The organism is Streptomyces sp. NPDC043427 (genome assembly GCF_056436655.1).
The window spans coordinates 40,011-66,653 of record NZ_JBWKCC010000008.1; the positions used below are offsets into that span (position 1 = coordinate 40,011).

Below are 26,643 nucleotides of genomic sequence, written 5' to 3' on the forward strand. Positions count from 1 at the left end.
TCGGGTCGCGCGGGGGTCGGGGCGTACGGTGTTCTCGACAGACCGGCGGCCTGGGGCGACACTTGTGCGGCCCCCCCGGCCCTAGAGGAAGGTGTTCGCGTGCCCCGCCGCAGAATCGGCTTCTGGTACCGCTTCGCCGCGGTGATCTGCAAACCGCCGCTGGTGGCTCTGATCAAGCGGGACTGGCGCGGAATGGAGCACATTCCGGCCGAGGGCGGATTTATCACCGCGGTGAACCACAATTCGCACGTGGATCCCTTCGCATACGCGCACTACCAGTACAACACCGGACGGGTTCCGCGATTCCTGGCGAAGAGCGCCCTTTTCCGCAAGGGATTCGTCGGCGCCGCCATGCGCGGCACCGGGCAGATCCCCGTCTACCGCGAGAGCACGGACGCGCTCAGCGCCTTCCGGGCCGCGATCGACGCCGTGGAGCGCGGCGAGTGCGTCGCCTTCTACCCCGAGGGCACCCTCACCCGCGACCCCAACGGCTGGCCCATGACCGCCAAGACGGGCGCCGCGCGCGTGGCCCTGCAGACCAAGTGCCCGGTGATCCCCGTGGCCCAGTGGGGCTGCAACGAACTGCTGCCGCCGTACGCCAAGAAGCCCCACCTCTTCCCGCGCAAGACCCACCACGTGCTGGCGGGGCCGCCCGTGGACCTCTCTCGCTTCTACGGCAGGGAGATGACCGCGGACGTCCTCAAGGAGGCGACCGAGGTCATCATGGCCGCGATCACCGCCCAGCTGGAGGAGATCCGCGGCGAGAAGGCCCCTGAGACGCCCTACGACCCGCGCCGGGAGCGGATCGAGCAGCGGCGCCGCACCGAGGCGGAGACGGGGCAGACACAGACACACGCGGGGGCACAGGCACAGACCCCGGGTACGCAGGTGGAAGGGCAGGGCACGTGAGCAACCCGGTCAAGGCGGCGGTCCTCAGCGCCGGTTCGTGGGGCACTGCCTTCGGCATGGTGCTCGCCGACGCGGGGTGCGAGGTCACCCTGTGGGCGCGGCGGGCGGAGGTCGCCGAAGCGATCAACTCCACTCGGGCGAACCCCGACTACTTCCCCGGTGTCGAGCTGCCGCAGAACATGCGGGCCACCACGGACGCGGCCGAGGCCACCGCGGGCGCCGACTTCACGGTCCTGTCCGTCCCCTCGCAGACGCTGCGCGCCAACCTCGCCGAGTGGGCGCCGCTGCTGGCGCGGAACACCGTCCTGGTGTCGCTGATGAAGGGCGTCGAACTCGGTACGACCATGCGGATGAGCGAGGTCGTCGAAGACGTCGCCAAGGTCCCCGCGGAGCGCGTGGCCGTGGTCACCGGCCCCAACCTGGCCCGTGAGATCGCCGCCCGTATGCCGGCCGCCGCCGTGGTCGCCTGCACCGACGAGGGCGTCGCCCAGCGGCTCCAGGCCGTCTGCCACACGCCGTACTTCCGCCCGTACACCAACACCGACGTGGTCGGCTGTGAACTCGGCGGCGCCGTCAAGAACGTCATCGGTCTCGCCGTCGGCATCGCGGACGGCATGGGCCTCGGCGACAACGCCAAGGGCTCGCTCATCACGCGCGGCCTCGCCGAGACCACCCGCCTGGGTCTGGCGATGGGCGCGGACCCGCTGACCTTCTCCGGACTCGCGGGTCTGGGAGACCTGGTGGCGACCTGCTCCTCGCCGCTGTCGCGCAACCACACCTTCGGCACCAACCTCGGCAAGGGCATGACCCTGCAGGAGACCATCGCGGTCACCAAGCAGACCGCCGAGGGCGTCAAGTCCTGCGAGTCCGTGCTGGATCTGGCCCGTCGGCACGGCGTCGACATGCCCATCACCGAGACGGTCGTCGGCATCGTGCACGAGGGCAAACCTCCGGTGGTGGCGCTGAAGGAGCTCATGTCGCGCAGCGCGAAGCCGGAACGACGCTGAGCGACAGTCGGCGGAGGCGTGGGGCGGGACCGGGCGACGCCCGGGTGACGCGGCCCCGCGCACGCTGTATCCCGGCACTACCAACGGGTACTCTCAACGCGATATGAGCACCGAGAACCTCCCCCAGAGCCCTGAGCAGCAGCCGTCCCGCAAGCCGCGCGTGGCCGTCGTGTTCGGCGGGCGCAGCTCCGAACACGGGATCTCCATGGTCACCGCCGGCGCCGTCCTGCGGGCCATCGACCGGACGAAGTACGACGTCCTGCCGATCGGCATCACCCGAGGCGGGCGCTGGGTGCTCACCGCCGACGAACCCGAACGCATGGCGATCACCGAACGCCGTACGCCGAACGTCGAGGAACTCGCCGAGTCGAACGAGGGCGGCGTGGTGCTCCCCGTCGACCCCGCCAACCGCGAAGTCGTCTACAGCGAGCCCGGATCGGTGCCCAAGGCGCTCGGCGAGGTCGACGTGGTCTTCCCCGTCCTGCACGGCCCGTACGGCGAGGACGGCACCCTCCAGGGCATGCTGGAGCTCTCCGGTGTCCCGTACGTGGGTTCGGGCGTGCTCGCCTCGGCCGTGGGCCAGGACAAGGAGTACATGAAGCGGGTGTTCACCTCGTTCGGCCTCAAGGTCGGGCCGTACGTGGTGATCCGGCCGCGCGAGTGGGAGCAGGACCAGTCGGCCGCCCGCAAGAAGATCATCGACCTTGCCGGCGAGCACGGCTGGCCCCTGTTCGTGAAGCCCGCGCGCGCGGGTTCGTCGATCGGCATCACCAAGGTCGACGACCTCTCCGGCCTGGACGACGCGATCGCCGAGGCCCAGCGGCACGACCCGAAGATCCTCGTGGAGGCGGCGCTGCGCGGCCGCGAGATCGAGTGCGGGGTGCTGGAGTTCGAGGACGGCCCGAGGGCCTCGGTCCCCGCGGAGATCCCGCCGCCGGACGCCCACGCCTACTACGACTTCGAGGCCAAGTACATCGACTCGACCCCAGGCATCGTCCCGGCGCCCCTGACGCCTCAGGAGACGGCCGAGGTCCAGCGCCTCGCGGTCGACGCCTTCGAGGCGGCCTCCTGCGAGGGCCTGGTCCGCGCGGACTTCTTCCTCACCGAGGACGGCGAGTTCGTGATCAACGAGATCAACACGATGCCCGGCTTCACGCCGATCTCCATGTACCCGCAGATGTGGCAGGCGAGCGGGATCAGCTACCCGGAGCTGGTGGACAGGCTGGTGCAGGCGGCACTGACGCGGTCCACCGGGCTCCGGTGAGAGCCGAATCGTTCAGTCGGCATCGTCGAGTCGGAGTCGTTCAGCCAGTGCCGTTCAGTCGGCGATCCCCTCGGGGATCGCCTTCTTGACGGCTGACGCCAGGTCGATCAGCGCACCCGAGCTGTCCTGCCCCTTCGGCACCGTGACCTCGACGTACGCCTGGCGGCTGGCCGTGGTGTAGCGATACGCCCCGTCGTCCTGCTGCTCCATGAGCCAGTCGACCCCGTTCACACCGCCCGCGACCGCGTCCGGGTCGCGCCCCTCGGCCACCTTCGGGTCGATCATCTTCGGCGGTCGCGGAACACCGCAGCGCAGTATGATCGGCGGGTTCCCCCAACCCGCGGTCAGCGCGGACTCGGGCTCGGGGTCCTGGCGACCCTGACCGTCGACCTTGGACGGCAGCGCCTCGTCCAGGTTCCGGCACAGCTTCACGGCCTTCGCGGACGGACTGGGAACCGCCGTAGACGCACTGTCGTCTGCTGAGGAGCAGCCCGCCGCAGCGATCAACAGGGCGAGCGCGGGCAGTCCGAAAGGCCGGTGACGGAGGAAGATTCGCACCGGCCAAGGGTAGACGGGGGCTACAGATGCACGACCGGGCAGGTCAAGGTGCGGGTGATGCCGTCCACCTGCTGGACCTTCGCGACCACCATGCGGCCGAGGTCGTCGACGGTGTCGGCCTGGGCCCGCACGATGACGTCGTACGGTCCCGTCACGTCCTCGGCCTGGACGACCCCAGGAATCTTGCTGATCGTCTCGGCGACGGTCGACGCTTTGCCGACCTCCGTCTGGATCAGGATGTACGCCTGTACCACGGAACCTCCAGGGCGGCCACGAGGATCATGTGGGGAAAAGGAACGCCACGGTATCGCGTCGCCGCTCGCCGCGGGGAGACCTACGGGGACCGAGACGTGCGCGCCGGGGTGCGGGCATGACAGAAGTTGACGGTCACTTCGACCGTATCGAGGACACTGGTCGCGCGCGACCGGGCACGGACAGGGACAAGAAGGGGAGAAAGGGCAATGAAGGGCACTGTTGGTGAGCTCGGGGAGTTCGGGCTCATCAGGGAGCTCACCTCCCGTCTCACCACCACCCCGGCGGTCCGGGTCGGCCCCGGCGACGACGCCGCGGTGGTCGCCGCGCCCGACCGGCGGGTCGTGGCCAGCACCGACATCCTCCTGGAGGGCCGGCACTTCCGACGCGACTGGTCCACGGCCTACGACGTCGGACGCAAGGCGGCCGCGCAGAACCTCGCGGACATCGCCGCCATGGGCGCCGTGCCGACCGCGCTGCTGCTCGGCCTGGTCGTCCCCGCCGAACTGCCGGTGACCTGGCCGACCGAGCTGATGGACGGCCTGCGCGACGAGTGCCAGGTCGCGGGTGCCTCCGTGGTCGGCGGCGACGTCGTACGGGGCGACACGATCATGGTGTCGATCACCGCGCTCGGTGACCTGCGCAACCAGGAGCCGATCACCCGGGGCGGCGCCCAGCCCGGCGACCTCGTCGCGGTGACCGGCTGGCTGGGCTGGTCCGCCGCCGGGTACGCGGTGCTCTCCCGGGGCTTCCGCTCACCGCGCGCCTTCGTCGAGGCGCACCGCCGCCCCGAGCCGCCGTACCACGCGGGTCCGGCCGCCGCCGGGCTCGGCGCGACCGCGATGTGCGACGTCAGCGACGGGCTGATCGCCGACCTCGGCCACATCGCGGAGGCCAGCAAGGTCCGCATCGACATCCGCTCCGGCGCGATCGACATTCCCACCCAGATGAACGACATCGGGCAGGCGGTCGGCGTCGACCCGCTCCAGTGGGTGCTGACCGGGGGAGAGGACCACGCGATCGTGGCGACCTTCCCGCCGGACGTGAAGCTCCCGGCCCGCTGGAAGGTGATCGGTGAGGTGCTCAATCCGTCGGCGCTGCCCCAGGTCACGGTCGACGGGGCGCCGTGGACCAAGAAGGGCGGCTGGGACCACTTCGGGGACATCGAGGCATGAGCGTCTTCGACGGACCGCCCAGGGTGCTGACCGTGGCCGGCTCCGACTCCGGTGGGGGCGCGGGCATCCAGGCCGACCTGAAGACGATGCTGGCGCTCGGCGTGCACGGCATGAGCGTCGTCACCGCGGTCACCGCGCAGAACTCCCTCGGCGTGCAGGGTGCTTGGGAGCTTCCGGTGCAGGCGGTGCGGGCCCAGTACCGCAGCGTGGTCGACGACATCGGCGTACAGGCCGTGAAGACCGGGATGCTCGCCTCCGCCGAACTCGTCGAGGCCGTGGCCGAGTTGATCGCGGCGACGGACGCGCCGGCCGTGATCGACCCGGTCGGCGTCTCCAAGCACGGGGACCCGCTGCTGGCGTCCTCCGCGCTGGACTCCGTACGCACGAAGCTGCTGCCGGTCGCCACCGTCGCCACGCCGAACCTCGACGAGGTGGCCCAACTCAGCGGTGTGCGGGTCGAGTCGGAGGCCGGGATGCGGGAGGCCGCAGCGGCGGTGCTCGCCTTCGGACCGCGCTGGGTGCTGATCAAGGGCGGCCACCTCCCCGGCGACGCCGTCGACTTGCTCACCGACGGGGCCGCCGAGCACTGGCTGCGCGCGCCGCGCCACGACAACCGGCACACGCACGGCACGGGTTGCACCCTCGCCTCGGCGATCGCGTCGCAGCTGGCGAAGGGGCAGTCCGTGCCGGAGGCGGTGACGGCGGCGAAGGAGTACGTCACCGGGGCGGTCGCGGCCGGGTTCGCCCTGGGCGGCGGCATCGGGCCGGTGGACCACGGGTGGGCGCTCACACGGGGTACTCCCGGAGCTTGATGTCCTGCGCGGCCTTCTCGGTCAGCCGCTTGAAGTAGCCGGACAGCAGGCGTGAGCTCAGCAGACGGTACATGCGGTCGCGGCTGCGGATCCTGCGCTCGGTGGGCGGGGCGAAGAAGGGGCCCGCGTTGCCGGAGATCTTCTGGCAGCCCTTGGCGAAGTCCCGGATCCGCGTCTCGTACTCGGCGAAGGCGGTGCGGTGGTCGCCGCCCGCGAGGGCCAGTTCACCGGCCAGGACCCATGCGCCGACGATCGCCACGCCCGTCCCCATGCCGCCCATGGCGGCCCCGTGGCCGGCGTCCCCGAGGAGCACCACGCGGCCCTTGGTGAGCCGGTCGACGTGGATCTGGGCGATGGCGTCGAAGTACAGGTCATCGGCCTGCTCCAGGGCCTTGAGCACGTTCGGGGTCTCCCAGCCCATCCCCGCGAACCGCTCGGCGAGGATCCGCTTCTGCGCGGCGACGTCCCGGCGGTCGTACGTCAACCGTTCGGAGCGGAAGACCAGCAGGGCGCCCGCGCGGTCGGGGTCGCCGTCGTAGTTGCTGAGGGCGAGAGCGCGGCCGGGCTCGGTGTAGAGGCGGCCGGTGCGGTTCAGGCCCAGGTCGTTGGGGACGCCGAAGCCGGCCACGTAGTGGTCGAGGAAGCGCAGGTAGCGGGACTCGTCGCCGAAGACCAGACGCCGGGTGTTCGAGTGCAGACCGTCGGCGCCGACGACGAGGTCGAAGCGCCGGGGAGCGCTCCTTTCGAAGGTGACGTCCACGCCCGCACCGTCGTCCGTGAGCGTGGCGATCGAGTCGTCGAAGACGTACTCGACGCGGTCCTTCGTGCGCTCGTACATGATCTTCGCGAGTTCGCCGCGGAATATCTCCACGTCACCGCTCATCATCTCCGAGGGCAGGTCCACGCGCGCGTGCCCGTCCTTGTCGACGACGCTCTGCCGGCCCATGTGGGTCTGGCGGGCGTGGATCTCGTCCCAGAGGCCCATCGCGGTCAGCACCGTGCGGTGGACATGGCCGCGGAAGTCGACGGCGAAGCCGCCCTCGCGCAGCGCCGGGGCCTTCTCGACGACCGTGACCCGGGCGCCGCGCCGGGCGAGGTTCAGGGCGAGGGCGGGGCCGGCGACGCTGGCCCCGGAGATCAGGACGTTCAGGTGACCGAGGTGGTGTGTGTTCGTCATGGCCATGAGCCTGCGGGCAGGCGCTGACCGTCTCCCTACCGTTCGCTGACCGCCGCTGACCGCAGACTCCGCCCCCGCGTGAACGCCTCGCCGTACGCCTGCGCGGACAGCTTCGCCCGTACGTCGTCCCGCGTCCGTACGACGTCGGGGTCGCCGTCGAGAGGTTCTCCCCGCAGCCCCACGGCGGCGCCCAGGAGTTCGGCCGCCCGTGCCGGGTCTTGGGCGACCGAGGCGAGGGCGTCGGCGATGTCGGCCAGGGCGAGGGCGTCCGACGACTCCCGGGTGTGCGCGTGGGCCTGGGCGAACCAGTCCCGGGCCTTGCCGGTGTCGCCCTCCCCCGCCGCCGTGCGGCCCAGGCCGATGAGGATCCGTACCGTCTCGCCGGCGCTGAACCAGTTCGCCGCGCATGCCTCCAGGGCGTTTTCGTAGTGCACGCGTGCGTGCGCGGTGTCTCCGGAGAGCCGGGCTACGTCACCGAGGCCCCGCCGGGCGGCCGCGACCTTGTCCGAGGCGCCGACGCCGCGCGCGAGGGCGGCCGACTGCTCGTAGTGGACGGCCGCCGCCTCGGTGTCGCCCCGGTGCAGCAGCACGGTCCCGCGCGTGCGCAGCAGATCCGCGGTCTCCTCGGGGGCCTCCAGCTCCTGTACGTACGTCAGGCCCTCGTCGAGCAGTTCCAGAGCCTCGTCGTACGCGCCGCGCCGGGCCGCGAAGCCGCCCAGCGGGTCCAGGCAGTTGGCCATGCCCCAGCGGTCCCCGGTCACACGGAAGCCGGTCAGGGAGCGGGCGAAGGCGGCCTCCGACTCGGCGGGGTTCCCCCCGAACTGCGCCTGGTAGCCGAGCCCCAGGTCAAGCAGTGCCCGCCCCCACGGGTCGTCGCCGACCTGGACGGCCCGCAGCGCCTGGTCCGAGGCGAGCAGCGGGCCGCCGGTGAGCGACCACAGGACCATGGTGAACGGCAGCCGCATCGGCTTCTCCAGGGCCCGCAGGACGTCGGCCACGCGGGCGATGCGGTCGGGTTCCGCCGGGTCGTCGCCACGCCCGGTGACCGTGTTCATCGCACACAGGGCGTACTCCTCCTCCAGTCCCGCGGGCGCCTCGTCGCCGATCGTCGTCAGCAGCGCGCGGGCGAGCGTGGCGTGTTCGTCGTGCGGGCCGCGCAGCCGCCAGAACCAGGACAGGTGCGCCATGAGGCGCAGGGCGTCCATGGGGGCCGCGCGCACGAGGTGCCGCAGCGCCGCGTCCAGGTTGCCGTGCTCGGCGGTCAGCCGGGCCAGCCAGGGCAGCTGGCCGCCGCCCCTGAGGTACGGCTCCGCACGCTCGGCCAGCCGCAGGAAGTACCCCGCGTGGGCGTCCCGCGGCCCGTCCGCGCCGGTGAGTCGCTCGGCGGCGAACGCGCGGATCGTCTCCAGCATCCGGTAGCGCCTCTCGGACACCTCCAGGAACGACTTCTCGACCAGCGAGGCCAACAGGTCCTCCGGGTGGGCCGTCGCGCACACGGCCTCCACCGCGTCGAGGGTCGCCCCGCCCGGGAAGACGGTCAGCTCCGCCGCCAGTTCGCGCTCCTCGTCGTCCAGCAGGTCCCAGCTCCACTCCACGACCGCGCGCAGGGTGCGGTGCCGGGGCGCCTTGGAGCGGTCGCCGCGGGTCAGCAGCCGGAACCGGTCGTCGAGGCGGTCGGCGAGCTCGTCCGGGGTGAGGGTGCGCAGCCGGGCCGCCGCCAGCTCGATCGCCAGCGGCAGTCCGTCGAGAGCCCGGCAGATGTCAGCCACGCGCGCGTGGTGGTCGAAGTCGGGGCGTACGGCCCGCGCGCGGTCGAGGAAGAGCCGCATCGCGGGCTCCGGCGGCAGCGGTGGCACGGGGACCAGGACCTCACCGGTGATGCCGAGGGACTCCCGGCTGGTGGCGAGGACCCGGACGCCCGGGCAGGCGCCGAGCAGCAGCGCCGACAGCCGGGCCGCCTCCTCCACCAGGTGCTCGCAGTTGTCGAGCACCAGCAGCAGCTCACGGTCCTCCAGGGCGGCCAGCAGCCGGTCCGTGGTGTCCGTGGCGGGCGTGCGGAAACCTTCACGCACGCCGAGGGCGGCGAGGACGGCGTACGGGATCCGGGTGCCGTCGCTGAGGGGGGCCAGCTCGACGAAGCACGCGTCGGACCGGGAGACGGCCCGGGTGCGGGCCGCCTCGATCGCCAGCCGGGTCTTGCCGACGCCACCCGGGCCGGTGAGCGTGACCAGGCGGGAGTCGGACAGGCCTCGCGCGATCCGCGCGAGCTCGGGGGCACGGCCGATGAACGGGGTGAGCTGGACCGGGACGCGCGGCCGCGCGGGTGCGCTTGTGCCGCCGCCCCGCAGTAACTCCAGGTGAAGCGCGGACAGCTCGGGCGAGGGGTCGGCGCCCAGCTCGTCGGCGAGGATGCGCCGGGCCTCCTCGTACACGGTGAGCGCCTCAGCGGGCCGTCCGTGCGCGTGCAGGGCCCGCATCAGCTGCCCGTACAGCCGCTCGCTGAGCGGATGCGCCGACAGCAGCGCCCGCAGCTCCGCGACCAGCTCGGGCCCGCCGCCGAGCGCCAGGTCCGCCTCGATCCGGTCCTGTACGGCGGCCAGCCGCAGCTCCTCGAGCCGCGCCCTCTCGGCGTGTGCCTCCGGGAGGTCGGGCAGCGCGGGCCCGCGCCACAGGGCGAGCGCTTCTCGTAGCCGGGCCGCCGCGCGCGTGTGGTCCCCGGCGGATAGGGCGCCACGGCCCTTGCTGGACATCCGTTCGAATCGATGGGTGTCGACCAGCTCGGGGGAGGCGGTGATGCGGTAACCGGCCGGAGTGGCTTCGATCTCCGTGTGCGGCGCCAGGCGCCTGCGGAGGCGGGAGATCTGCGACTGGAGGGCGTTGGCGGCTCCTGCGGGCGGCTGGGCGCCGTACAGGCCGGCTGTCAGGCGGTCCGTGGAGACGGTGCGGCCTGCGTCGAGGAGCAGGAGCGTGAGCAGGGCGCGGGGGCGGGGGCCACCGGGGTCCACGGGGGCGCCGTCGTCGGTGCGTATGTCCAGCGGACCCAGGATGGCGAAGCGCATTCGCCAGATTCTGGCAGCTCAGCGGCGTGCGCGTATGCAAAAAGCCGGTCCACACGAGGTGGACCGGCTCTGTGCAGCGAACCAGCAGTGGCCGCGCGCTCAGCTGTTGGCGTCAGCGCGAGACCTTGCCGGCCTTGATGCACGAGGTGCAAGCGTTCACGCGCTTCGGCGTCCCGCTCACCACGGTACGCACACGCTGGATGTTCGGGTTCCAGCGGCGGGACGTACGGCGGTGCGAGTGCGAGATGTTGTTGCCGAAGCCCGGCCCCTTGCCGCAGACGTCGCAGTTGGCAGCCACGGGTCACTCCAAAGACTTCAGATGCACTTACGGTGGATCCCGGCATGCCGGGATCAGGATCGAAGATCTGAGTGGCGCTGCCAGGGGAATGGCCCGATCGGGATCGGGCAACCGGAGCAGCATACAACGACTGCGCCAGTACAACGAAACTACCATGACCGGTCCGGTGCCCACTCCCGGCCCTCTTCCGGCGGAGACGGGCCCGGGGTCTACGCTGCGTCCAGTCCAGCAGCTCAGGGAGGCGCAGGTGGCGCGGGTGCCGCAGACGTTCTTCGATGCTCTCGCGGTGCGCACCTGGTGCGGTCTGGCGCTCGGGGCGCTGGGGCGGGCACGCGAGGAGATCGACGCGATCAACGTGTATCCGGTCGCGGACGGGGACACCGGCACGAACCTCTACCTGACCGTCGAGTCGGCGGTGACCGCGGTCGAGGCGGTGTTCGCGGGGCACGGGGCGCGCTCGGGCGCCGGTTTCGGTGACAGTTCCCGTGATGGCTCGGGTGCCGACGGGCCCTCTCCGGACGGGCCCTCTCCGGACGGGCCCTCTCCGGACGGGCCCTCTCCGGACGGGCCCTCTCCGGACGGGCCCTCTCTGGCCGACACCGTGCGCGCGATGGCGCACGGCGCGCTCATAGGCGCGCGCGGGAACTCCGGGACGATCCTCGCGCAGCTGCTGCGCGGCATGGCCCAGGTGCTCGCCGCCGACGAGGACACCGCGCACACCGACGGACCGGGGCTGCGGCTGGCCCTGCGGCAGGCCGCCGACTCCGCCCGGCAGGCCGTGGCCCACCCCGTGGAGGGCACGGTCCTGTCGGTCGCCTCGGCCGCCGCCGACGCGGCCCAGGAAGCGGAGGGCGACTGCGCGACGGTCGCGCGGGCGGCCTACGAGGGGGCCCGTACGGCCCTGGCCGCGACCCCCGCCCAGCTGACCGTCCTGGAGCGGGCCGGTGTGGTCGACGCGGGCGGGCGGGGACTGGTGGCGGTCCTCGGGGCGCTGGTCGAGACGTTCACGGGGGAGGCGCCGGGGGTGGTGGCCACGGCGGGCTTCACAGCGCAGGCGCGCGTGAAGGGGGACCCGGGGGACGTGACGGAACCCCGCGCCGCGTCCCTCGACGCCGTCGGTGAGTGCCCGGACGGCCCGGCCGAGCTGGAGGAGGGCGGACCCGCTTTCGAGGTGATCTACCTCCTGGAGGCCGAGGACGCGGCCGTGGTGCGACTACGGCAGCGGCTCGACGACCTGGGGGACTCGCTCGTCGTGGTCGGCGGCGACGGGCTGTGGAACGTCCACGTGCACGTGAACGACGCGGGAGCCGCCGTGGAGGCGGGCGTCGAGGCCGGGCGGCCGCACCGGATCCGCATCACGCACTTCGGGCAGGGAGACGTGCACACGCGCGGAGGCGAGCGGCCGCCCCGGGAGCGAGCCCAGCGAGCCGTCGTCGCCGTCGTGCCCGGCGAGGGCCTGGCCGGGCTGTACGCCGAGGCGGGCGCGACCACCGTGCTCGCGCGTCCCGGGGAGGCGCCCGCGAGCGGGGAGCTCGTCGAGGCCGTACGGCGTGCCCACGCGCGCGAGGTCGTGCTGCTGCCCAACGACGCCGAGCTGCGCCACACCGCGGCCGCCGCGGCCGAGCAGGCCCGCGCGGACGGCGTCCGCGTCGCCCTGATCCCCACCCGCTCCGCGGTCCAGGGCATCGCCGCGCTCGCCGTCCACCAACCGGACCGCCGCTTCGACGAGGACGTCGTCGCGATGACCTCCGCGGCCGGCGCCACCCGCTACGCCGAGGTCGCCGTCGCCGAACGCCAGTCCTGGACCATGGCGGGCATCTGCCAGGCCGGAGACGTCCTCGGCCTCGTCGACGGTGACGTGGCCGTGATCGGCTCGGACGTCGCCGCCACCGCGGCGAGCGTCCTGGACCGCATGCTCGCGGCCGGAGGAGAGCTCGTCACCCTCGTCCTCGGCGACGAGGCGCCCGAAGGCGTCGCCGAGCACCTGGAGGCACGGGTGCGGGAGGCGTACCTGGCCGTCGACACGGTGGTGTACCGGGGTGGACGGCAGGGGGCGCTGCTCCTCATCGGCGTCGAGTGAGTCCTTCTCGGCTCCGGGTCTGAGTGAGCCCGCCTACTCCACCGCCTGCTCCACCGCCTGCTCCGCCACCACCTGCAGCAGCTGCTCGGCCTCCGCGCGCCGCGCCCCCGCCGTCCCGTCCGCGTCGTCCGAGTCGGCCGCAGCCCCGTACGCCGCCAGGACCGCACGCGCGCGTGCCTCCGCCTGTGCCGGGTGGCCCAGGTCGGCCTCCAGCCAGCCCGCGGCGAGTTCGGCGCCGGTGCGGCTGCCGAGCGCCCCGTCCCCGAGGGAGGCGAAGACGTCTATGGCCTCCGCCAGCCGTGCCAGACCCTCCTGGAACGCGTCCTGGATCGAGCCGTCCTCGGCGTCCTCGGCGACGGAACGGGCAAGCAGGTCGCCGAACTGGCGGTGGGTGTGCCCCAGTTCGTCGGTGAGCCGCTGCCGGGCCTCCTCGTCGTCCGCCGCGTCCCGCGCGGCCACGCACGCGTGGACGGCGGCCGTCATCAACTCCCGTGCCCCGTCCAACCCGTCCTCCGTGCGCAGCGCCAGCCACGCGCGGGCGCGCAGGGAGCGGACCAGGCCGTGGACGTTGCCGAGCGCATGCCACAGGTGACCCGCGCGCGCGTACGCCTGGTCCGCCTCGGCGTGCAGCCCCGCCTGACCCAGTGACTCGGCGGCCAGGTGCGCGAGGGTCGCGTGGTCGTGCTGCTCCGGCCAGTGCCGGGCGATTTCGGCGGCCTGGAGCCGGCGCTCCGCGGACCCGCGGTGCTCGCCGAGCTCGCTCAGGCAGTCGCCGAGCCACCACTGCGTCTGGACGACCGCGCCGTCGCCGTGCGTCTCGGCGCTCAGGTCGGCCAAAGCCGACTCCAGCACCTCCGCGGCCTCGGCGAACCGTCCCAGGCGCAGCAGGAGCCCGCCGAGCTGCTGCCGCGCCCACGCGCCGAGCGTCGGCCCCTCGCCCGCCTCGTCGGCCCAGTGCGCCGCCTCCAGGGCGTGCTCCGCCGCCTCGTCCGCCCGGCCCAGGCCACCCACGACCTCGGCGAGCTGGAGATGCAGCTGTGCCCGTCCGATCGCCTCCAGGTGCGGCCCGCCGTGCTCCAGGGCCGCCCGCAGCGCCCGCTCCGCCTGCACCGTGTCACCGAGGTGGTGCGCGAGACCGGCCAGCCGGGCCTCGTACTCCACCGCGAACCACGGCAGCCCCGCCTCGACGAACACCGACGCAGCCCGCGCGAACAGCTCCGCGCCCGTCTCCGCGTCCCCCTCGTGCGCCGCGACCTCCGCGAGCATCGCCTGAGCCTCCGCGACCCGCGAGGCGAGCCGCACGTCGTCCCCGGCCCGCCCGTCGACCAGCGCCAGCACCTCACGCGCGGCCCCGCGCGCCTCGGCCAGGACGCTCCCCGCCACCGGGCCCTCGGCCTCGTGCACCCGCCGCATCACGATCCGCGCCCGCGCCATCAGCACCGACGCCGTCTGCCGTACGCCCGTGCCCTCGTCGGCGTAGAGCGCGAGCACCTGGTTGTACGGCTCGACGATTGCCGCGAGCGCCCCGTCGACATCGCCGGCCAGGGCGCGGACGTACGCCGCCCGCGCGTGTGCCGCCAGGGCCTCCCCGGGGTCGCCCGCCTCCGCGTACAGCTCGGCGGCGCGCTCGAACAGCTCGGTGCCCTCGGGGCCGAGGTTTATCGCCTGGTGATCGGCGATCTCCGCGCGGTCGCGCGCCTGAAGCTCCACGCCCTGCGCGGCCCGCGCGACCGCCGCCCACGCCTCGACGGCGTTCGGCTGCAGGGTGTCCGACCGGCGCCGCGCCTCCGCGATCAGGGCGGGCAGGTCCGGTTCGGCGGCCTCCTCCGGCAGCGGGGGAGGCGGCACGACCGCCACCGGGCCGGCAGGCCGCACCGCGCGCACGCCCAGCGGCAGCCGCTCCACCAGGGGCTCCTGCGCCATACGCGCGCGTGCCCGCTCACTGACGTACGACGTGCCGTTGCGCGCGTCGAAGCGCCCGGCCAGCGCGAGGGCCTCCACGCGCGCGTGCTCGGCGAGTTCCCGCGCCGTCCAGGTGCGGCCCGCGGGACCGGACACCTGCTGCTCGCTCATCCCGAGCGCGGACAGGCGGTCCATGAGCAGGACCACCACGCTCAGGAACTCCAGCTTGCTGCGGGGATGCCCGTCGTCGGTGAAATACGCGGGCCGCTCCGCCAGCAACTCCAGACCGCGCGCCTCGTTGCCGGTCAGCGCGCAGAACTCCACATGGTCCGCGTAGGCGCCGCGCATGCTCTCCATGGGCCGCACCAGCCGGAAACCCCGCAGGTGGTTGCCGCGCGCCTCCTCCAGGCGGCCCAGCCGCAACAGGGGGACCAGGGAGGACGCGAGGACGGTGTGCGGCTCGTGCGCGCAACCGAACTCGCCCTCCAGCACCGGACCCCACACCTCCAACGCCTCCGCGCTACGGCCCCGCTCCGCCTGCCACCAGCCCTGCCCGTGCAGTTCGCACGCGTGGCAGTCGGCCATGCTGTCGCGGTCGGCCGCCAGCCAGGCCGCGAACGCCCGCTCGGCCCGCGCCACGTCCCCGACATGGGCGGCCACGCTGAACTCGGCGCTGCGCACCGCCCGCTCGGAGTGCCCGGCCAGCCGGTAGCGGTGCTCCATCTCGCCGAGCCACTTCTCGATGGACGCCAGCGGGATGTGCGGCTGGTCGAGCATGCCGGACGACATCCACTTGAAGACCCAGTGCAGCGAGTGCGTCTCGTACTCGTCGAAGTCCTCGGGCCGCTCGTCCCACAGGCGCAGCAGGCGCGCGAAGGGGACGAACATCTTGTCCTTCTCGGAGCTGTAGTTGTAGACCTTCAGCTGGTGTCCGAGCGCCTCGATCACCGCGAGCTGGACGTCCAGTCTCTCCGCCTCGACGAGCAACTGCTCCGCGCGCGCGTTGCGGGCCGGTCCCTCCGGCTGCTCCGAGTTCTCCGCCATCGCCCGGCGGAGGGAGTCGAAGTCCGTGATCTCACTCATCAGTGGCCGTCCTCACCGTGCGTGGCCCATTCCAGCAGGCCGATGAAGGCCCGGTTCAGCAGCGCCGAATCGGCGGGCCGCAGCGGGCGCTGCGCCATCAGCAGTGCCTGCCCGTACAGCGACTCGCTCGCGGTGCCGATCAGCTCCGGGTCGCGCAGTGAACTGATCCTGCGGATCAGCGGGTTGAGATGGTTGAGCACCAGACGCGCGCGCGGGGCACTGCCGCGCAGCGAGCCGAGGATGCCCGCCCACAGGTCGTCGGCCTGCGCCTCGGCCTCCGCCCGGGCCTGCTCGTGCCGGGCCGCCCGGTCGTCCAGGTGCAGCGCGGGCACGGACAGCGGATGGAAGGCCCGCAGGACGACATCGCAGCCCAGCGGGTCCAGCTTCGCCCGCGCGGCCGCCAGGAAGCCCGACAGCGCCAGCTCCACGGCCGGATCCACCGCGTCCAGGTGCGCGGTCACGGTGTCGGCGTCCAACTCGGCGACGACCGTCCCCGGCCGCACCGACGGCAACGCCTCGACCAGCTCGCTGTCGTAGGTGTAACCGCCGTTGATCACCCCGACGCCCTGCGCGGACGCAATCGGCGCGACCTGCCGGTACTCCTCGACGGTCCGTGTGAAGTGCACGACCGGGTGCCGCTGCGCGAACTCCTCCAGGGACAGCCGCCCGTCGGACGTCTCGAAGGGCAGCCACGGCAGCATCGTGCGCAGCATCTCCTTGTCGTGCCGCGCCAGGGACTTCACGCCCAGGTGGTGCACGGACAGGAAGGCCGCGAGCCGGTCCGGATCACCCGCCGCCAGGCCCGTGAGCCAGGACCGAATCCTTTCGCCCAGCGCCTCGCGCACGGCCGCCAGCGTCTCGTCCTCGTACAGCGACTCGCGCGAGGCGGTGGGCCGAAGGCTGTCCGTGTCCAGGACGCAGCGCACGAAGAACGCCCAGTCCGGCAGCAGCTGTTCGGCGCGCTCGGTCAGCAGCATGCCCTTGAGGTGCACGCGATGACCCGCCCGCTGGGCCGGGCTGACCGCCGACGGCAGCACGTACGCCACCCCGCGGATCCCGGCGAGCGGCACGTCCAGGTCGATCGAGTCCAGCGGGGTGAACCCGAACTGCTCGTGGCAGTGCCGCGCCAGGGCCACCCGCCGGCCCGCGGGCGAGGCGTACGACCGGTCCCAGGGCGCCGGGAGGGCGGTGACCGCCTCGCCGTCGACCTGGACGTCGTACGGCAGCAGCGAACCGAAATCCCGCGCCAGCGCGCGCACCCGATGCGGCGCGAGCCACTCCGCGGCCCCGGCCCGCGCCACCAGGTACACGGTGGTGCCCGGTTCGGGACGTTCCTCGTCCGGCAGCGTCCGCACGGTGTACGAGCCGTCGTCGCGCGCCGTCCACTCCACCGGAGGCGCGCCGGGCGTCCGGGCGCTGCGGCTGACGACCCGGATCCGCTCGGCGACCACGAAACACGCCAGCAGCCCGATGCCGAACTGCCCGAGGAAGTCGGAGCGGGCCTCCTGCAGCCCCTCGGCGCGCTTGGAACTACGCCCGATGGTCGCCAGCAGGCTGTGCACGTCCGACTCGGTGAGCCCGACGCCGGAGTCCTCCACCCGCAGTCCACCGCCGTCCGCGTACAGCCGCACCCGCGCCGGGGCGTCGGGATCCTCGGCACGCCGGGCGGTGATGGCGTCCACGGCGTTCTGCAGCAGTTCGCGCAGGTAGACCTTGGGACTGGAGTAGAGGTGATGGGACAGCAGGTCCACCAGACCACGCAGGTCGACCTGGAACGTATGAGGTGACTGTGATGCCTGGGATGACTGTGAGGTCTGGGAGTCCATCGTCGCAGCGCCGGTGGGGGGAGATCGCGACGGCGCGGGGTCGGGCGGTCCCGGTGAGGCGGTGACCGCGGGGAGGGATGGCCGGAGCGCGCCATCCTAGGGCCCGAACGAGCGGCCTGACCAGGGGCTTCCCGGTATGTATCCGGCAATGTCAGTGCCGTGGTGTGCAATGGATCTCGTGCCCGCACTGGAAGAACCACTGAAGAAGGTGCTCGGCCCCGCCACCGCGAAGGTGATGGCCGAGCACCTCGGCCTGCACACCGTCGGCGATCTCCTGCACCACTATCCGCGCAGATACGAGGAGCGGGGACAGCTCACCCACCTCGCCGACCTCCCCATGGACGAGCACGTCACGGTGGTCGCCCAGGTCGCCGACGCCCGCCTGCACACCTTCGCCTCGGCCAAGGCTCCCCGCGGCAAGGGCCAGCGCCTGGAAGTCACGATCACGGACGGCAGCGGCCGCCTCCAACTCGTCTTCTTCGGCAACGGTGTTCACAAGCCCCACAAGGAACTCCTGCCGGGTACCCGCGCGATGTTCGCGGGCAAGGTCTCCCTCTTCAACCGCCGCCTCCAACTCGCCCATCCGGCGTACGAGTTGCTGCGAGGCGACCCCGACGGCGCCACCGAGTCCGTCGAGACCTGGGCCGGCGCCCTCATCCCGATCTACCCCGCCACCGCCAAGCTGGAGTCCTGGAAGATCGGCAAGGCGGTCCAGACGGTCCTGCCCAGCGCCCAGGAGGCCCTCGACCCCCTCCCCGACTCCCTCCGCGAGGGCCGCGGCCTGGTCCCCCTCCCCGAGGCCCTCCTCAAGATTCACCGCCCCCACACCAAGGCCGACATCGCCGACGCCCACTCCCGCCTCAAGTGGGACGAGGCCTTCGTCCTCCAGGTGGCTCTGGCCCGCCGCCGCCACGCGGACGCCCAACTCCCGGCCGTACCGAGGAAACCGGCCCCCGACGGCCTCCTCACCGCTTTCGACGCCCGCCTCCCCTTCACCCTCACCGAGGGCCAGCAGAAGGTCTCGAAGGAGATCTTCGACGACCTGGCCACGGACCATCCGATGCACCGCCTGCTCCAGGGCGAGGTCGGAAGCGGCAAGACTCTGGTGGCCCTGCGCGCCATGCTCGCCGTCGTCGACGCCGGGGGACAGGCCGCCATGCTCGCGCCCACCGAAGTGCTCGCCCAGCAGCACCACCGCTCCGTCGTCGAGATGATGGGTGAACTGGCCGAGGGCGGGATGCTGGGCGGGGCCGAGCAGGCCACCAAGGTGGTGCTGCTCACCGGGTCGATGGGGGCGGCCGCGCGGCGGCAGGCGCTGCTCGACCTGGTCACCGGAGAGGCCGGGATCGTGATCGGCACACACGCGTTGATCGAGGACAAGGTCCAGTTCCACGATCTCGGCCTGGTCGTGGTCGACGAACAGCACCGCTTCGGCGTGGAGCAGCGTGATGCCCTGCGCGGGAAGGGCAAACAACCCCCGCATCTGCTCGTCATGACCGCCACACCCATTCCGCGCACGGTCGCCATGACCGTCTTCGGCGACCTGGAGACCTCCGTCCTCGACCAGCTCCCGGCCGGCCGCTCCCCGATCGCCAGCCATGTCGTCCCGGCCGCCGACAAGCCCCACTTCCTGGCCCGCGCCTGGGAACGGGTGCGCGAGGAGGTCGAGAACGGGCACCAGGCGTACGTCGTCTGCCCCCGTATCGGGGACGAGGAGGACGACCCGAAGAAGCAGAAGAAGTCCGCCGAGGACGAGAACGAGAAGCGGCCCCCGCTCGCCGTCCTCGACGTGGCCGATCAGCTCACCAGGGGCCCGCTCCAGGGGCTCAAGGTCGAGGTTCTGCACGGCCGGATGCACCCCGACGACAAGGACGCGGTCATGCGCCGCTTCGCCGCCGGCGAGACCCACGTCCTGGTCGCCACGACCGTCATCGAGGTCGGCGTCAACGTCCCGAACGCCACCGCGATGGTGATCATGGACGCGGATCGCTTCGGCGTCTCCCAGCTGCACCAGCTCCGCGGCCGGGTGGGCCGTGGCTCGGCGGCCGGCCTGTGCCTCCTGGTCACCGAGATGCCCGAGGCGAGCGCGGCCCGCCAGCGCCTCAACGCCGTGGCCTCCACCCTCGACGGCTTCGAACTCTCCCGCATCGACCTCGAACAACGCCGCGAGGGCGACGTCCTCGGCCAGGCCCAGTCCGGCGCCCGCTCCTCCCTCCGGGTCCTCGCCGTCATCGAGGACGAGGAGATCATCGCGGAGGCGAGGGCGGAAGCGGCGGCCCTGGTGGCGACCGACCCGGACCTGGAGCGCCTGCCGGGCCTGCGTACGGCGCTGGAGGCTTTGCTGGATGACGAAAGGGAGCAGTACTTGGAAAAGGGTTGAGTGGACCTACCCAGGGGCGCGGGGAACTGCGCGACCAGCCACACTGAACCTTAAAGCCGCCCACAATCAAGGACTGATGATGACCCGCGTGATCGCCGGCGCTGCCGGCGGACGCCGATTGGCCGTCCCGCCAGGGACCGGCACCCGCCCGACCTCCGACCGCGCCCGCGAGGGCCTCCTCTCCACCTGGCAGTCCCTCCTGGGCGGCCCCCTCGACGGAGAACGAGTCCTCGACCTGTACGCAGGCTCAGGGGCAGTCGGCCTGGAGGCCCTCTCCCGAGGCGCGAGCCACACCCTCCTGGTGGAGGCCGACGCCCGCGCTGCCCGCATCATCCGCGAGAACGTGAGAAACCTCGCCCTCCCCGGCGCCGAGGTGAGGGCGGGCAAGGCCCACCAAGTGATCCAGACGGCGCCGACAACGCCGTACGACCTCGTCTTCCTCGACCCCCCGTACGCCGTCACAGACGACGATCTTCGCGAGATTCTGCTCACACTCCGCTCGGAAGGCTGGCTCGCGCCGGAGGCGATCGTCACCGTGGAGCGCAGCACCAGAGGCGGCCCATTCCACTGGCCGGAAGGCTTCGAGGCGATCCGGTCCCGTCGCTACGGCGAGGGAACGTTTTGGTACGGTCGCGCCGCCTCTACGTGCGAAGACGCACGATGACCGGACCGGAGAGCGAGGGATCACAAGTGCGCCGCGCCGTCTGTCCCGGGTCGTTCGACCCCATCCACAACGGACACCTGGACATCATTTCCCGCGCCTCCCGCCTGTATGACGAGGTCTACGTCGCGGTGATGATCAACAAGTCCAAGAAGAGCCTCTTCGAGATCGACGAGCGGATCGACCTGATCCGCCAGGTCACCGCCGAGTACGGCAACGTCCGGGTCGAGGCCTTCCACGGTCTCCTCGTCGACTTCTGCAAGTTGCGGGACATCCCCGCCATCGTCAAGGGTCTGCGCGCGGTCAGCGACTTCGACTACGAGCTGCAGATGGCCCAGATGAACAACGGCCTCTCGGGCGTGGAGACCCTCTTCGTGCCCACCAATCCCACCTACAGCTTCATGTCGTCCTCCCTGGTCAAGGAGGTCGCGACCTGGGGCGGAGACGTCTCCCACCTGGTGCCGCCCCTGGTCCTGGAGGCGCTCACCCGGCGCCTGCGGCGGGACTGACCCGCTGACGGCCCGTCACCCGGTGTCCGGCGGCCACCTCATGGCCGTACAGTCGTCCCGTCCGTCTCCAACGCATCTGTAGAGAGTGGCGAGCACACGGTGGACGTGCAGAAGAAGCTCGACGAGATCGTCGCCGCGGTCTCAGGCGCCCGGTCCATGCCCATGTCGGCCTCGTGCGTGGTCAACCGCGCCGACCTGCTCTCGATGCTGGAAGAGGTGCGTGCGGCGCTGCCCGACTCCCTCGCCCAGGCCCAGGAGCTGATCGGCGGCCGCGAGCAGATGGTCGAGCAGGCCCGCCAGGAGGCCGAGCGGATCATCGAGACCGCCCACGCCGAGCGCGGCTCCCTGATCTCCGACACCGAGGTCGCCCGCCGCTCCCAGGCCGAGGCCGACCGCATCCTCGCCGAGGCCCGCAAGGAGGCCGAGGAGGTCCGGGCCGAGGCCGACGAGTACGTCGACTCCAAGCTCGCCAACTTCGAGGTCGTCCTCACCAAGACCCTCGGCTCCGTCGGCCGCGGCCGCGAGAAGCTCCTCGGCACCGGCCCGGGCGTCGACGAGCGGGGCTACGAGGACGAGGACGCCCCCGAGCGCAGCCACGACCCGGAGACCCTGCGCCGTACCGCCGACGAGTACGTCGACGTCAAGCTCGGTGCCTTCGAGGCGGTCCTCGCCAAGACCCTGGAGGCCGTCGGCCGCGGCCGCCAGAAGCTGCACGGACGCATCGCCACCGACGACCTCGGCGCCCTCGCCGACGACCTCACGACCGTCCAGCACTCCAGCGACGCCGACTACCTGGCCGACCTCGCCGCGCTCGCGGAGGCTGACACCACGGCCGCGGCCGAGCAGCAGGCACAGCGGCAGTACGACCAGCAGCCGGCATATTCCCCCACCTCCGGCTACGCTCCGGCCGGCGGTGCCCCCGTCCAGCAGACCGACCCCTACGGCGGCTACCAGCAGCAGGGCTACGGTCAGCAGGCGGACCCGTACGGCTACCAGCAGGCTGACCCCTACGCCGTCACCTCCGGCTACGCTCCGGCGGGAGGCGCCCCCTTCCAGGGCTACGACACCCAGCAGGCCGCGTACGACCCTCACCAGAGCGCACAGCAGCCCCAGCAGGATCAGCAGGCCCAACAAGCCCAGCAGGATTACGCCCTCGACGAGACGAGCCTCTTCGACACCGGCATGATCAGCGCGGAGCAGCTGCGGGCCTACGAACAGGGCCGCGGCCTGTGACGACGGAAGTGCCAGGCACTGGATTGGGCTGTGAGCGAAAGGTCCAGTATCCTGGCTCTTCGGTCGCGTGTGCGCTTCGCTGACTTCGTATACGCCCGCGATCGACGCTGCCCAGGAACACCGAGGGCGGCACCCCCGAGCTCGAAAGATCGAAAGCAGGAATGGCCCTGAACGCCCGCCTCGACCACCGCAACCCTCTCGTGTTCGACACACACGAGCTGGGGCGGCGTCCTGGTGCGCTGCAGCGCCTGACCCGCACGATCGACGCTCCCAAGGACTTCGGTATCCAGGGAGTCATCGGAGTGCCGGAAGGCGCCCCGGTCGAGCTCGAACTCCGGCTCGAGTCGGTCATGGAAGGGGTGCTTGTCACAGGCACCGCCCGTGCACAGGCCGAGGGGGAGTGCGTAAGGTGTCTGGAGCCGCTCGAGCTCGAACTCGAAGCGGACTTCCAGGAGATGTTCTCGTACCCTGACGCCGACGACCGTGGCCGCGTGAAGGCGGAACCGGCCGACGACGCCGAGGAAGACGAGGACAGGCTCTTTATCGAGGACGGACTGTTCGACCTCGAACCCGTGCTGCGTGACGCGGTGGTGCTCGCACTGCCGATGCAGCCGGTGTGCCAGGAAGACTGCCCAGGTCTGTGCGCCGAGTGCGGTGCGCGCCTGGCGGACGACCCGGACCACCACCATGACGCCGTCGACATCCGTTGGGCGGCACTGCAGGGACTCGCCGAAACCATGACGGACGGCGAGAAGGACGAGATGAGCGGCGGCGCGCCTCGATCAGCACGCGCCGACGAGAAGCAGGAGAAGTAGCCGTGGCTGTTCCGAAGCGGAAGATGTCGCGCAGCAACACGCGCCACCGCCGGTCGCAGTGGAAGGCTGCGGTCCCCACCCTGGTTGCGTGCGAGCGCTGCCACGAGCCCAAGCAGCAGCACATCGCGTGCCCGTCTTGCGGCACCTACAACAAGCGCCAGGTCCTCGAGGTCTGAGCGGCTGGTGAGAGGCACTGTGTCCACGCCGAAGAAAAACTCTGCGGACAACACGGCCTCGTCCCACACGCTTCTGGAAGGGCGGCTCGGGTACAAGCTCGAGTCCGCCCTTCTGGTGCGTGCGCTGACCCACCGTTCGTACGCGTACGAGAACGGCGGTCTGCCGACGAACGAGCGGCTGGAGTTCCTCGGGGACTCCGTGCTCGGCCTCGTCGTCACGGACACGCTGTACCGCACCCACCCCGATCTGCCCGAAGGCCAGCTGGCCAAGCTTCGGGCCGCGGTGGTCAACTCGCGTGCGCTGGCGGAGGTCGGCCGCGGCCTCGACCTGGGCTCCTTCATCCGGCTCGGCCGCGGTGAAGAGGGCACGGGCGGCCGGGACAAGGCATCCATCCTCGCCGACACCCTTGAAGCGGTGATCGGCGCGGTCTATCTCGACCAGGGCCTCGACGCGGCCTCCGAACTGGTGCACCGCCTGTTCGACCCGCTGATCGAGAAGTCCTCGAACCTCGGTGCCGGCCTGGACTGGAAGACCAGTCTCCAGGAGCTCACCGCGACCGAAGGGCTCGGCGTGCCCGAGTACCTGGTCACGGAGACCGGCCCCGACCACGAGAAGACCTTCACTGCTGCCGCCCGCGTCGGAGGCGTCTCGTACGGCACCGGCACCGGCCGCAGCAAGAAGGAGGCGGAGCAACAGGCCGCCGAGTCCGCGTGGCGCTCCATCCGCGCCGCCGCGGACGAGCGAGCCAAGGCGGCGAAGACGGCTCAGGCCGCCCAGCCGGCCGACGGCACCCTGGACCCCGAGTCCGCCTCCGCATCACACGCAGTCGGCACTCAGCACTCCTGAGCTGCACAGACGAACAGCGCGAACCGAGCGCCCGTCCCCACGTCGGGGGGCGGGCGCTCGGATCGTGACCGGCTGACGGTCGCCGTGGCAGGCGCGTTACGCTGCGGTTGCCCGCACACCTGTCGAAGGAGCCCCGTGCCCGAACTGCCCGAGGTCGAGGTCGTCCGGCGTGGTCTGGAGCGGTGGGTCGCGCACCGGGTCGTCGCCGACGCCGAGGTCCTGCACCCGCGCGCGGTACGTCGGCACATCGCCGGCGCCGACGACTTCGCGCACCGCCTCAAGGCCCACCGCGTCGGCATTCCGAGCCGTCGCGGCAAGTACCTGTGGCTGCCGCTGGAGGACACGAACCAGTCGGTCCTGGCGCACCTCGGGATGAGCGGTCAGCTGCTGGTGCAGCCGCAGGGGTCACCCGACGAGAAGCACCTGCGCATCCGCGTCCGGTTCGCCGACGCCCAGGCCACCGAGCTCCGCTTCGTCGACCAACGCACCTTCGGTGGCCTGTCGTTGCACGACAACACCCCCGACGGTCTGCCCGACGTGATCGCGCACATCGCCCGAGACCCCCTCGACCCGCTCTTCGACGACGAGGAGTTCCACCAGGCACTGCGCCGCAAGCGCAGCACCATCAAACGGGCGCTGCTCGACCAGTCGTTGATCAGCGGTGTCGGCAACATCTACGCGGACGAGGCCCTTTGGCGCGCCCGCCTCCACTACGAACGCCCGACCGCCGGCTTCACCCGCCCCCGCACGGCCGAACTCCTCGGCCACGTACGGGACGTGATGACCGCGGCCCTCGCCGTCGGCGGCACGAGCTTCGACAGCCTGTACGTCAACGTCAACGGTGAGTCGGGCTACTTCGACCGGTCCCTGGACGCGTACGGCCGCGAGGGGCTGCCCTGCAAGAGGTGCGCCACGCCGATGCGCCGACGCCCCTGGATGAACCGGTCCAGTTACTTCTGCCCGAGGTGTCAGCGGGCGCCGCGCGTCTCGTCGTAGCGCAGGCGCGACCGGAGGACCTCCTCCATGTTGCCCTCGACGAAGTGGATGAGGGACAGCAGGCGCTCGGCCACCTCGTGTCCCAGCGGGGTCAGCTCATAGTCGACCCGGGGTGGGTTGGTCGGCTGGGCCTCGCGGTGCACCAGGCCGTCGCGCTCCAGCGCGTGCAGGGTCTGGGACAGCATCTTCTCGCTGACGCCGTCGACGCGGCGGCGCAGCTCGTTGAAGCGGAGGGAGCCCTCGTACAGCGCGCCGAGGGTGAGACCGCCCCAGCGCCCCGTGATGTGCTCCAGCGTGCCGCGCGAGGGGCATGCCTTGGCGAAGACGTTGAAGGGGAGGTCCTGGCCCTCCGTCTCGTCCGCGCGCTGAGTGATGTTCATGTTTGAAGCGTACTCGAAGGCAGCGCTACCCAACAGGTTGCACTAACCATAAGTTAGTGCTGGCTGCTTTCTCGGCAGGCGTTGATCAGTAGCCGAAGTCCTGCGTCCACCAAGGGCCGCCGGACCCGTAGTGCACACCGACGCCCAACGTCTTGAAGTCGCAGTTCAATATGTTGGCGCGGTGGCCGGGGCTGTTCATCCAGGCATCCATGACCGCTGCCGCGTCGGCCTGGCCCCGGGCTATGTTCTCGCCGCCGAGGCTGGTTATGCCGGCCTTCGCGGCCCGGTCCCAGGGGGAGGCCCCGTCCGGGTCGGTGTGGTCGAAGAAGCCCCGCGCGGCCATGTCGTCGCTGAAGGCCTCGGCCAGCTCGGTGAGCGAGCTGTTGGCGGCCACGGCGCTGCAGCCCACCTTCGCCCGCTCCTCGTTGACCAGCTTGAGCACCTCCGCCTCGACGGCGGCCTCCGCGGAGATCGTCCCGGGAGTGCTGCTGCGCTGCGGCGCCTTGCCTGACGGTGTGGGCCGCGGCTTCTTCGACGGCGTCGCCGTCGTCGGCTTCTCGGTCGGCTTCTCGGTCGGCGTCGCCGACGGGGTGGAGGACGAGGTCGAGGGGGAGGGCGAGGCGGACCGCTCCGCGTCGCGGCTGGTCGCCGTACCGCCGCTGCGGCTGTCCTCGGAGGTGGAGGCGGGGCCCGAGGCGCCACCCTGCTGGACGTCGGAGTTGCTGGGCGTGTCGACGGCCTGCGTCGCCTCACCGGCACTGCCGCCGCCGAGCTTGTAGCTCTCCAGACCGGGCACCACGCCCGAGGCGACCGCGACGGTGCCGAGGGCGACCGCGGCGGAGACGCCGAGCAGGCCGGCGCGGACCGGGGTGGCGGCCTTCCGCTTCCGGCGTCGGTTGCGCGCGCTGCCGCCGGAGGGCACGTAGCCGTCCGCCGGGAAGGCGGCGGTGGTGCCGGCGGAGTGGGCGTAGTCGTCGTCGGTCGCGAAGAGGTAGTCGTGGCTCTTCGTGTAGGTCTCGGCGTATTCCTCGGGGCGCAGATAGGGCGCGATGCCCATCGTGGCGTGCTCGCCCTCGTACGCGTCCTGCCGGCCGAGGCCTCCCGTGGAGGAGCCGTCGGCCTCTGTGACCCCCGTGGCGCGGCCTGTGGCGGCGCGGCCGGCGGCGTGGCGTCGGTGGCGTCCCATGTCCTGGCCTTCCTCGTCCTAGCGGTCAACCCCACCCATACGATCTTGTGGTCAGCCT

Annotated in this window: 23 protein-coding genes; 14 read left to right on the forward strand and 9 right to left on the reverse strand. The window is 71.9% G+C overall.

The genetic code is table 11. From position 1 onward, the window contains the following. Positions 1-99: 99 nt before the first annotated feature. The 3 genes from AC067M_RS16015 to AC067M_RS16025 all read left to right on the forward strand — a co-directional run bounded on the left by AC067M_RS16015 (position 100) and on the right by AC067M_RS16025 (position 3,180). Positions 100-909, forward strand: coding sequence for a lysophospholipid acyltransferase family protein (locus tag AC067M_RS16015; protein ID WP_478697603.1), 810 nt, complete (start codon positions 100-102; stop codon positions 907-909). After that, the gene (locus tag AC067M_RS16020; RefSeq protein WP_478697604.1) at positions 906-1,916 is read left to right on the forward strand and encodes an NAD(P)H-dependent glycerol-3-phosphate dehydrogenase; all 1,011 of its coding nucleotides are present in this window, start codon (positions 906-908) and stop codon (positions 1,914-1,916) included. The genes AC067M_RS16015 and AC067M_RS16020 overlap by 4 nt, the downstream gene beginning before the upstream one ends. 103 nt (positions 1,917-2,019) lie before the next feature. Next, positions 2,020-3,180 (forward strand): D-alanine--D-alanine ligase family protein, encoded by a 1,161-nt coding sequence (locus AC067M_RS16025; protein WP_478697605.1) that lies wholly within the window; start codon positions 2,020-2,022, stop codon positions 3,178-3,180. A 54-nt stretch (positions 3,181-3,234) separates the two neighbouring features. Here the strand turns inward: AC067M_RS16025 and AC067M_RS16030 are convergent, their stop codons facing one another. Together AC067M_RS16030 and AC067M_RS16035 are read right to left on the reverse strand one after the other, a co-directional pair. Next, a complete protein-coding gene (locus AC067M_RS16030) occupies positions 3,235-3,738 on the reverse strand; it encodes a DUF3515 domain-containing protein (protein WP_478697606.1) in 504 nt (167 codons plus the stop codon). Positions 3,739-3,758: 20 nt separating this feature from the next. After that, the gene (locus AC067M_RS16035) at positions 3,759-3,992 is read right to left on the reverse strand and encodes an Lrp/AsnC family transcriptional regulator (RefSeq protein ID WP_037677600.1); all 234 of its coding nucleotides are present in this window, start codon (positions 3,990-3,992) and stop codon (positions 3,759-3,761) included. 207 nt (positions 3,993-4,199) lie between these two features. Between AC067M_RS16035 and AC067M_RS16040 the strand changes: the two genes are divergently transcribed. Both AC067M_RS16040 and thiD read left to right on the forward strand, forming a co-directional pair. Next, a complete protein-coding gene (locus AC067M_RS16040) occupies positions 4,200-5,165 on the forward strand; it encodes a thiamine-phosphate kinase (protein WP_478697607.1) in 966 nt (321 codons plus the stop codon). Then, positions 5,162-5,977 (forward strand): bifunctional hydroxymethylpyrimidine kinase/phosphomethylpyrimidine kinase, encoded by an 816-nt coding sequence (thiD, locus tag AC067M_RS16045; protein ID WP_478697608.1) that lies wholly within the window; start codon positions 5,162-5,164, stop codon positions 5,975-5,977. Before AC067M_RS16040 ends, thiD begins: the two co-directional genes overlap by 4 nt. Here thiD and AC067M_RS16050 read toward each other — a convergent pair. The 3 genes from AC067M_RS16050 to rpmB form a co-directional block, all read right to left on the reverse strand. Then, positions 5,952-7,154 carry an FAD-dependent monooxygenase gene (locus AC067M_RS16050; RefSeq protein ID WP_478697609.1) on the reverse strand — a complete coding sequence of 401 codons (1,203 nt, stop codon included), beginning with the start codon at positions 7,152-7,154 and terminating at the stop codon, positions 5,952-5,954. The two genes, thiD and AC067M_RS16050, sit on opposite strands and share 26 nt — an antisense overlap. A 35-nt stretch (positions 7,155-7,189) precedes the next feature. After that, positions 7,190-10,213, reverse strand: a complete 3,024-nt coding sequence (locus AC067M_RS16055) for an AfsR/SARP family transcriptional regulator (protein WP_478697610.1) — start codon at positions 10,211-10,213, stop codon at positions 7,190-7,192. A 112-nt stretch (positions 10,214-10,325) separates the two neighbouring features. After that, positions 10,326-10,511, reverse strand: a complete 186-nt coding sequence (gene rpmB / locus AC067M_RS16060; protein WP_003973430.1) for a 50S ribosomal protein L28 — start codon at positions 10,509-10,511, stop codon at positions 10,326-10,328. A gap of 247 nt (positions 10,512-10,758) precedes the next feature. Between rpmB and AC067M_RS16065 the strand changes: the two genes are divergently transcribed. Next, complete coding sequence (locus AC067M_RS16065) at positions 10,759-12,591, forward strand: DAK2 domain-containing protein (protein WP_478697611.1); 1,833 nt, start codon at positions 10,759-10,761, stop codon at positions 12,589-12,591. A 33-nt stretch (positions 12,592-12,624) separates the two neighbouring features. Here AC067M_RS16065 and AC067M_RS16070 read toward each other — a convergent pair whose 3' ends face one another. Beyond that, positions 12,625-15,576 carry a tetratricopeptide repeat protein gene (locus tag AC067M_RS16070; RefSeq protein ID WP_478697612.1) on the reverse strand — a complete coding sequence of 984 codons (2,952 nt, stop codon included), beginning with the start codon at positions 15,574-15,576 and terminating at the stop codon, positions 12,625-12,627. Continuing rightward, a complete protein-coding gene (locus tag AC067M_RS16075) occupies positions 15,576-17,402 on the reverse strand; it encodes an HSP90 family protein (protein ID WP_478697613.1) in 1,827 nt (608 codons plus the stop codon). Before AC067M_RS16075 ends, AC067M_RS16070 begins: the two co-directional genes overlap by 1 nt. A 169-nt stretch (positions 17,403-17,571) precedes the next feature. Between AC067M_RS16075 and recG the strand changes: the two genes are divergently transcribed. The 8 genes from recG to mutM all read left to right on the forward strand — a co-directional run bounded on the left by recG (position 17,572) and on the right by mutM (position 25,019). After that, positions 17,572-19,782, forward strand: coding sequence for an ATP-dependent DNA helicase RecG (gene recG / locus AC067M_RS16080; RefSeq protein ID WP_478697614.1), 2,211 nt, complete (start codon positions 17,572-17,574; stop codon positions 19,780-19,782). 76 nt (positions 19,783-19,858) lie between these two features. Continuing rightward, positions 19,859-20,446, forward strand: a complete 588-nt coding sequence (gene rsmD, locus AC067M_RS16085) for a 16S rRNA (guanine(966)-N(2))-methyltransferase RsmD (RefSeq protein ID WP_478697615.1) — start codon at positions 19,859-19,861, stop codon at positions 20,444-20,446. 26 nt (positions 20,447-20,472) lie between these two features. Next, the gene (gene coaD / locus AC067M_RS16090) at positions 20,473-20,952 is read left to right on the forward strand and encodes a pantetheine-phosphate adenylyltransferase (RefSeq protein WP_478697767.1); all 480 of its coding nucleotides are present in this window, start codon (positions 20,473-20,475) and stop codon (positions 20,950-20,952) included. Positions 20,953-21,051: 99 nt separating this feature from the next. Continuing rightward, a complete protein-coding gene (locus tag AC067M_RS16095; protein WP_478697616.1) occupies positions 21,052-22,185 on the forward strand; it encodes an ATP synthase F0 subunit B in 1,134 nt (377 codons plus the stop codon). Positions 22,186-22,346: 161 nt separating this feature from the next. After that, complete coding sequence (locus AC067M_RS16100; RefSeq protein WP_478697617.1) at positions 22,347-23,000, forward strand: YceD family protein; 654 nt, start codon at positions 22,347-22,349, stop codon at positions 22,998-23,000. Positions 23,001-23,002: 2 nt separating this feature from the next. Further along, the gene (gene rpmF, locus AC067M_RS16105; RefSeq protein ID WP_003951102.1) at positions 23,003-23,176 is read left to right on the forward strand and encodes a 50S ribosomal protein L32; all 174 of its coding nucleotides are present in this window, start codon (positions 23,003-23,005) and stop codon (positions 23,174-23,176) included. A 19-nt stretch (positions 23,177-23,195) separates the two neighbouring features. Continuing rightward, positions 23,196-24,023 carry a ribonuclease III gene (gene rnc / locus AC067M_RS16110; RefSeq protein WP_478697618.1) on the forward strand — a complete coding sequence of 276 codons (828 nt, stop codon included), beginning with the start codon at positions 23,196-23,198 and terminating at the stop codon, positions 24,021-24,023. 135 nt (positions 24,024-24,158) lie between these two features. Next, entirely contained in the window at positions 24,159-25,019 is an 861-nt protein-coding gene (gene mutM / locus AC067M_RS16115; protein WP_478697619.1) for a bifunctional DNA-formamidopyrimidine glycosylase/DNA-(apurinic or apyrimidinic site) lyase, read from the forward strand. Here the strand turns inward: mutM and AC067M_RS16120 are convergent. Together AC067M_RS16120 and AC067M_RS16125 are read right to left on the reverse strand one after the other, a co-directional pair. Continuing rightward, the gene (locus AC067M_RS16120) at positions 24,992-25,399 is read right to left on the reverse strand and encodes a winged helix-turn-helix transcriptional regulator (protein WP_478697620.1); all 408 of its coding nucleotides are present in this window, start codon (positions 25,397-25,399) and stop codon (positions 24,992-24,994) included. The two genes, mutM and AC067M_RS16120, sit on opposite strands and share 28 nt — an antisense overlap. Positions 25,400-25,484: 85 nt before the next feature. Beyond that, positions 25,485-26,585: a CAP domain-containing protein gene (locus AC067M_RS16125; RefSeq protein ID WP_478697621.1), complete on the reverse strand. Its 1,101-nt coding sequence runs from the start codon at positions 26,583-26,585 to the stop codon at positions 25,485-25,487. Positions 26,586-26,643: the final 58 nt, after the last annotated feature.

Bases quoted from the DNA above. Each gene is read 5' to 3' on its own strand.
- AC067M_RS16070 (WP_478697612.1), bottom strand. From the start codon at position 15,576: ATGAGTGAGATCACGGACTTCGACTCCCTCCGCCGGGCGATGGCGGAG.
- AC067M_RS16100 (WP_478697617.1), top strand. From the start codon at position 22,347: ATGGCCCTGAACGCCCGCCTCGACCACCGCAACCCTCTCGTGTTCGAC.
- AC067M_RS16025 (WP_478697605.1), top strand. From the start codon at position 2,020: ATGAGCACCGAGAACCTCCCCCAGAGCCCTGAGCAGCAGCCGTCCCGC.
- AC067M_RS16075 (WP_478697613.1), bottom strand. From the start codon at position 17,402: ATGGACTCCCAGACCTCACAGTCATCCCAGGCATCACAGTCACCTCAT.
- AC067M_RS16050 (WP_478697609.1), bottom strand. From the start codon at position 7,154: ATGACGAACACACACCACCTCGGTCACCTGAACGTCCTGATCTCCGGG.
- AC067M_RS16120 (WP_478697620.1), bottom strand. From the start codon at position 25,399: ATGAACATCACTCAGCGCGCGGACGAGACGGAGGGCCAGGACCTCCCC.
- rsmD (WP_478697615.1), top strand. From the start codon at position 19,859: ATGATGACCCGCGTGATCGCCGGCGCTGCCGGCGGACGCCGATTGGCC.
- thiD (WP_478697608.1), top strand. From the start codon at position 5,162: ATGAGCGTCTTCGACGGACCGCCCAGGGTGCTGACCGTGGCCGGCTCC.
- AC067M_RS16125 (WP_478697621.1), bottom strand. From the start codon at position 26,585: ATGGGACGCCACCGACGCCACGCCGCCGGCCGCGCCGCCACAGGCCGC.
- recG (WP_478697614.1), top strand. From the start codon at position 17,572: ATGGATCTCGTGCCCGCACTGGAAGAACCACTGAAGAAGGTGCTCGGC.
- AC067M_RS16040 (WP_478697607.1), top strand. From the start codon at position 4,200: ATGAAGGGCACTGTTGGTGAGCTCGGGGAGTTCGGGCTCATCAGGGAG.
- AC067M_RS16055 (WP_478697610.1), bottom strand. From the start codon at position 10,213: ATGCGCTTCGCCATCCTGGGTCCGCTGGACATACGCACCGACGACGGC.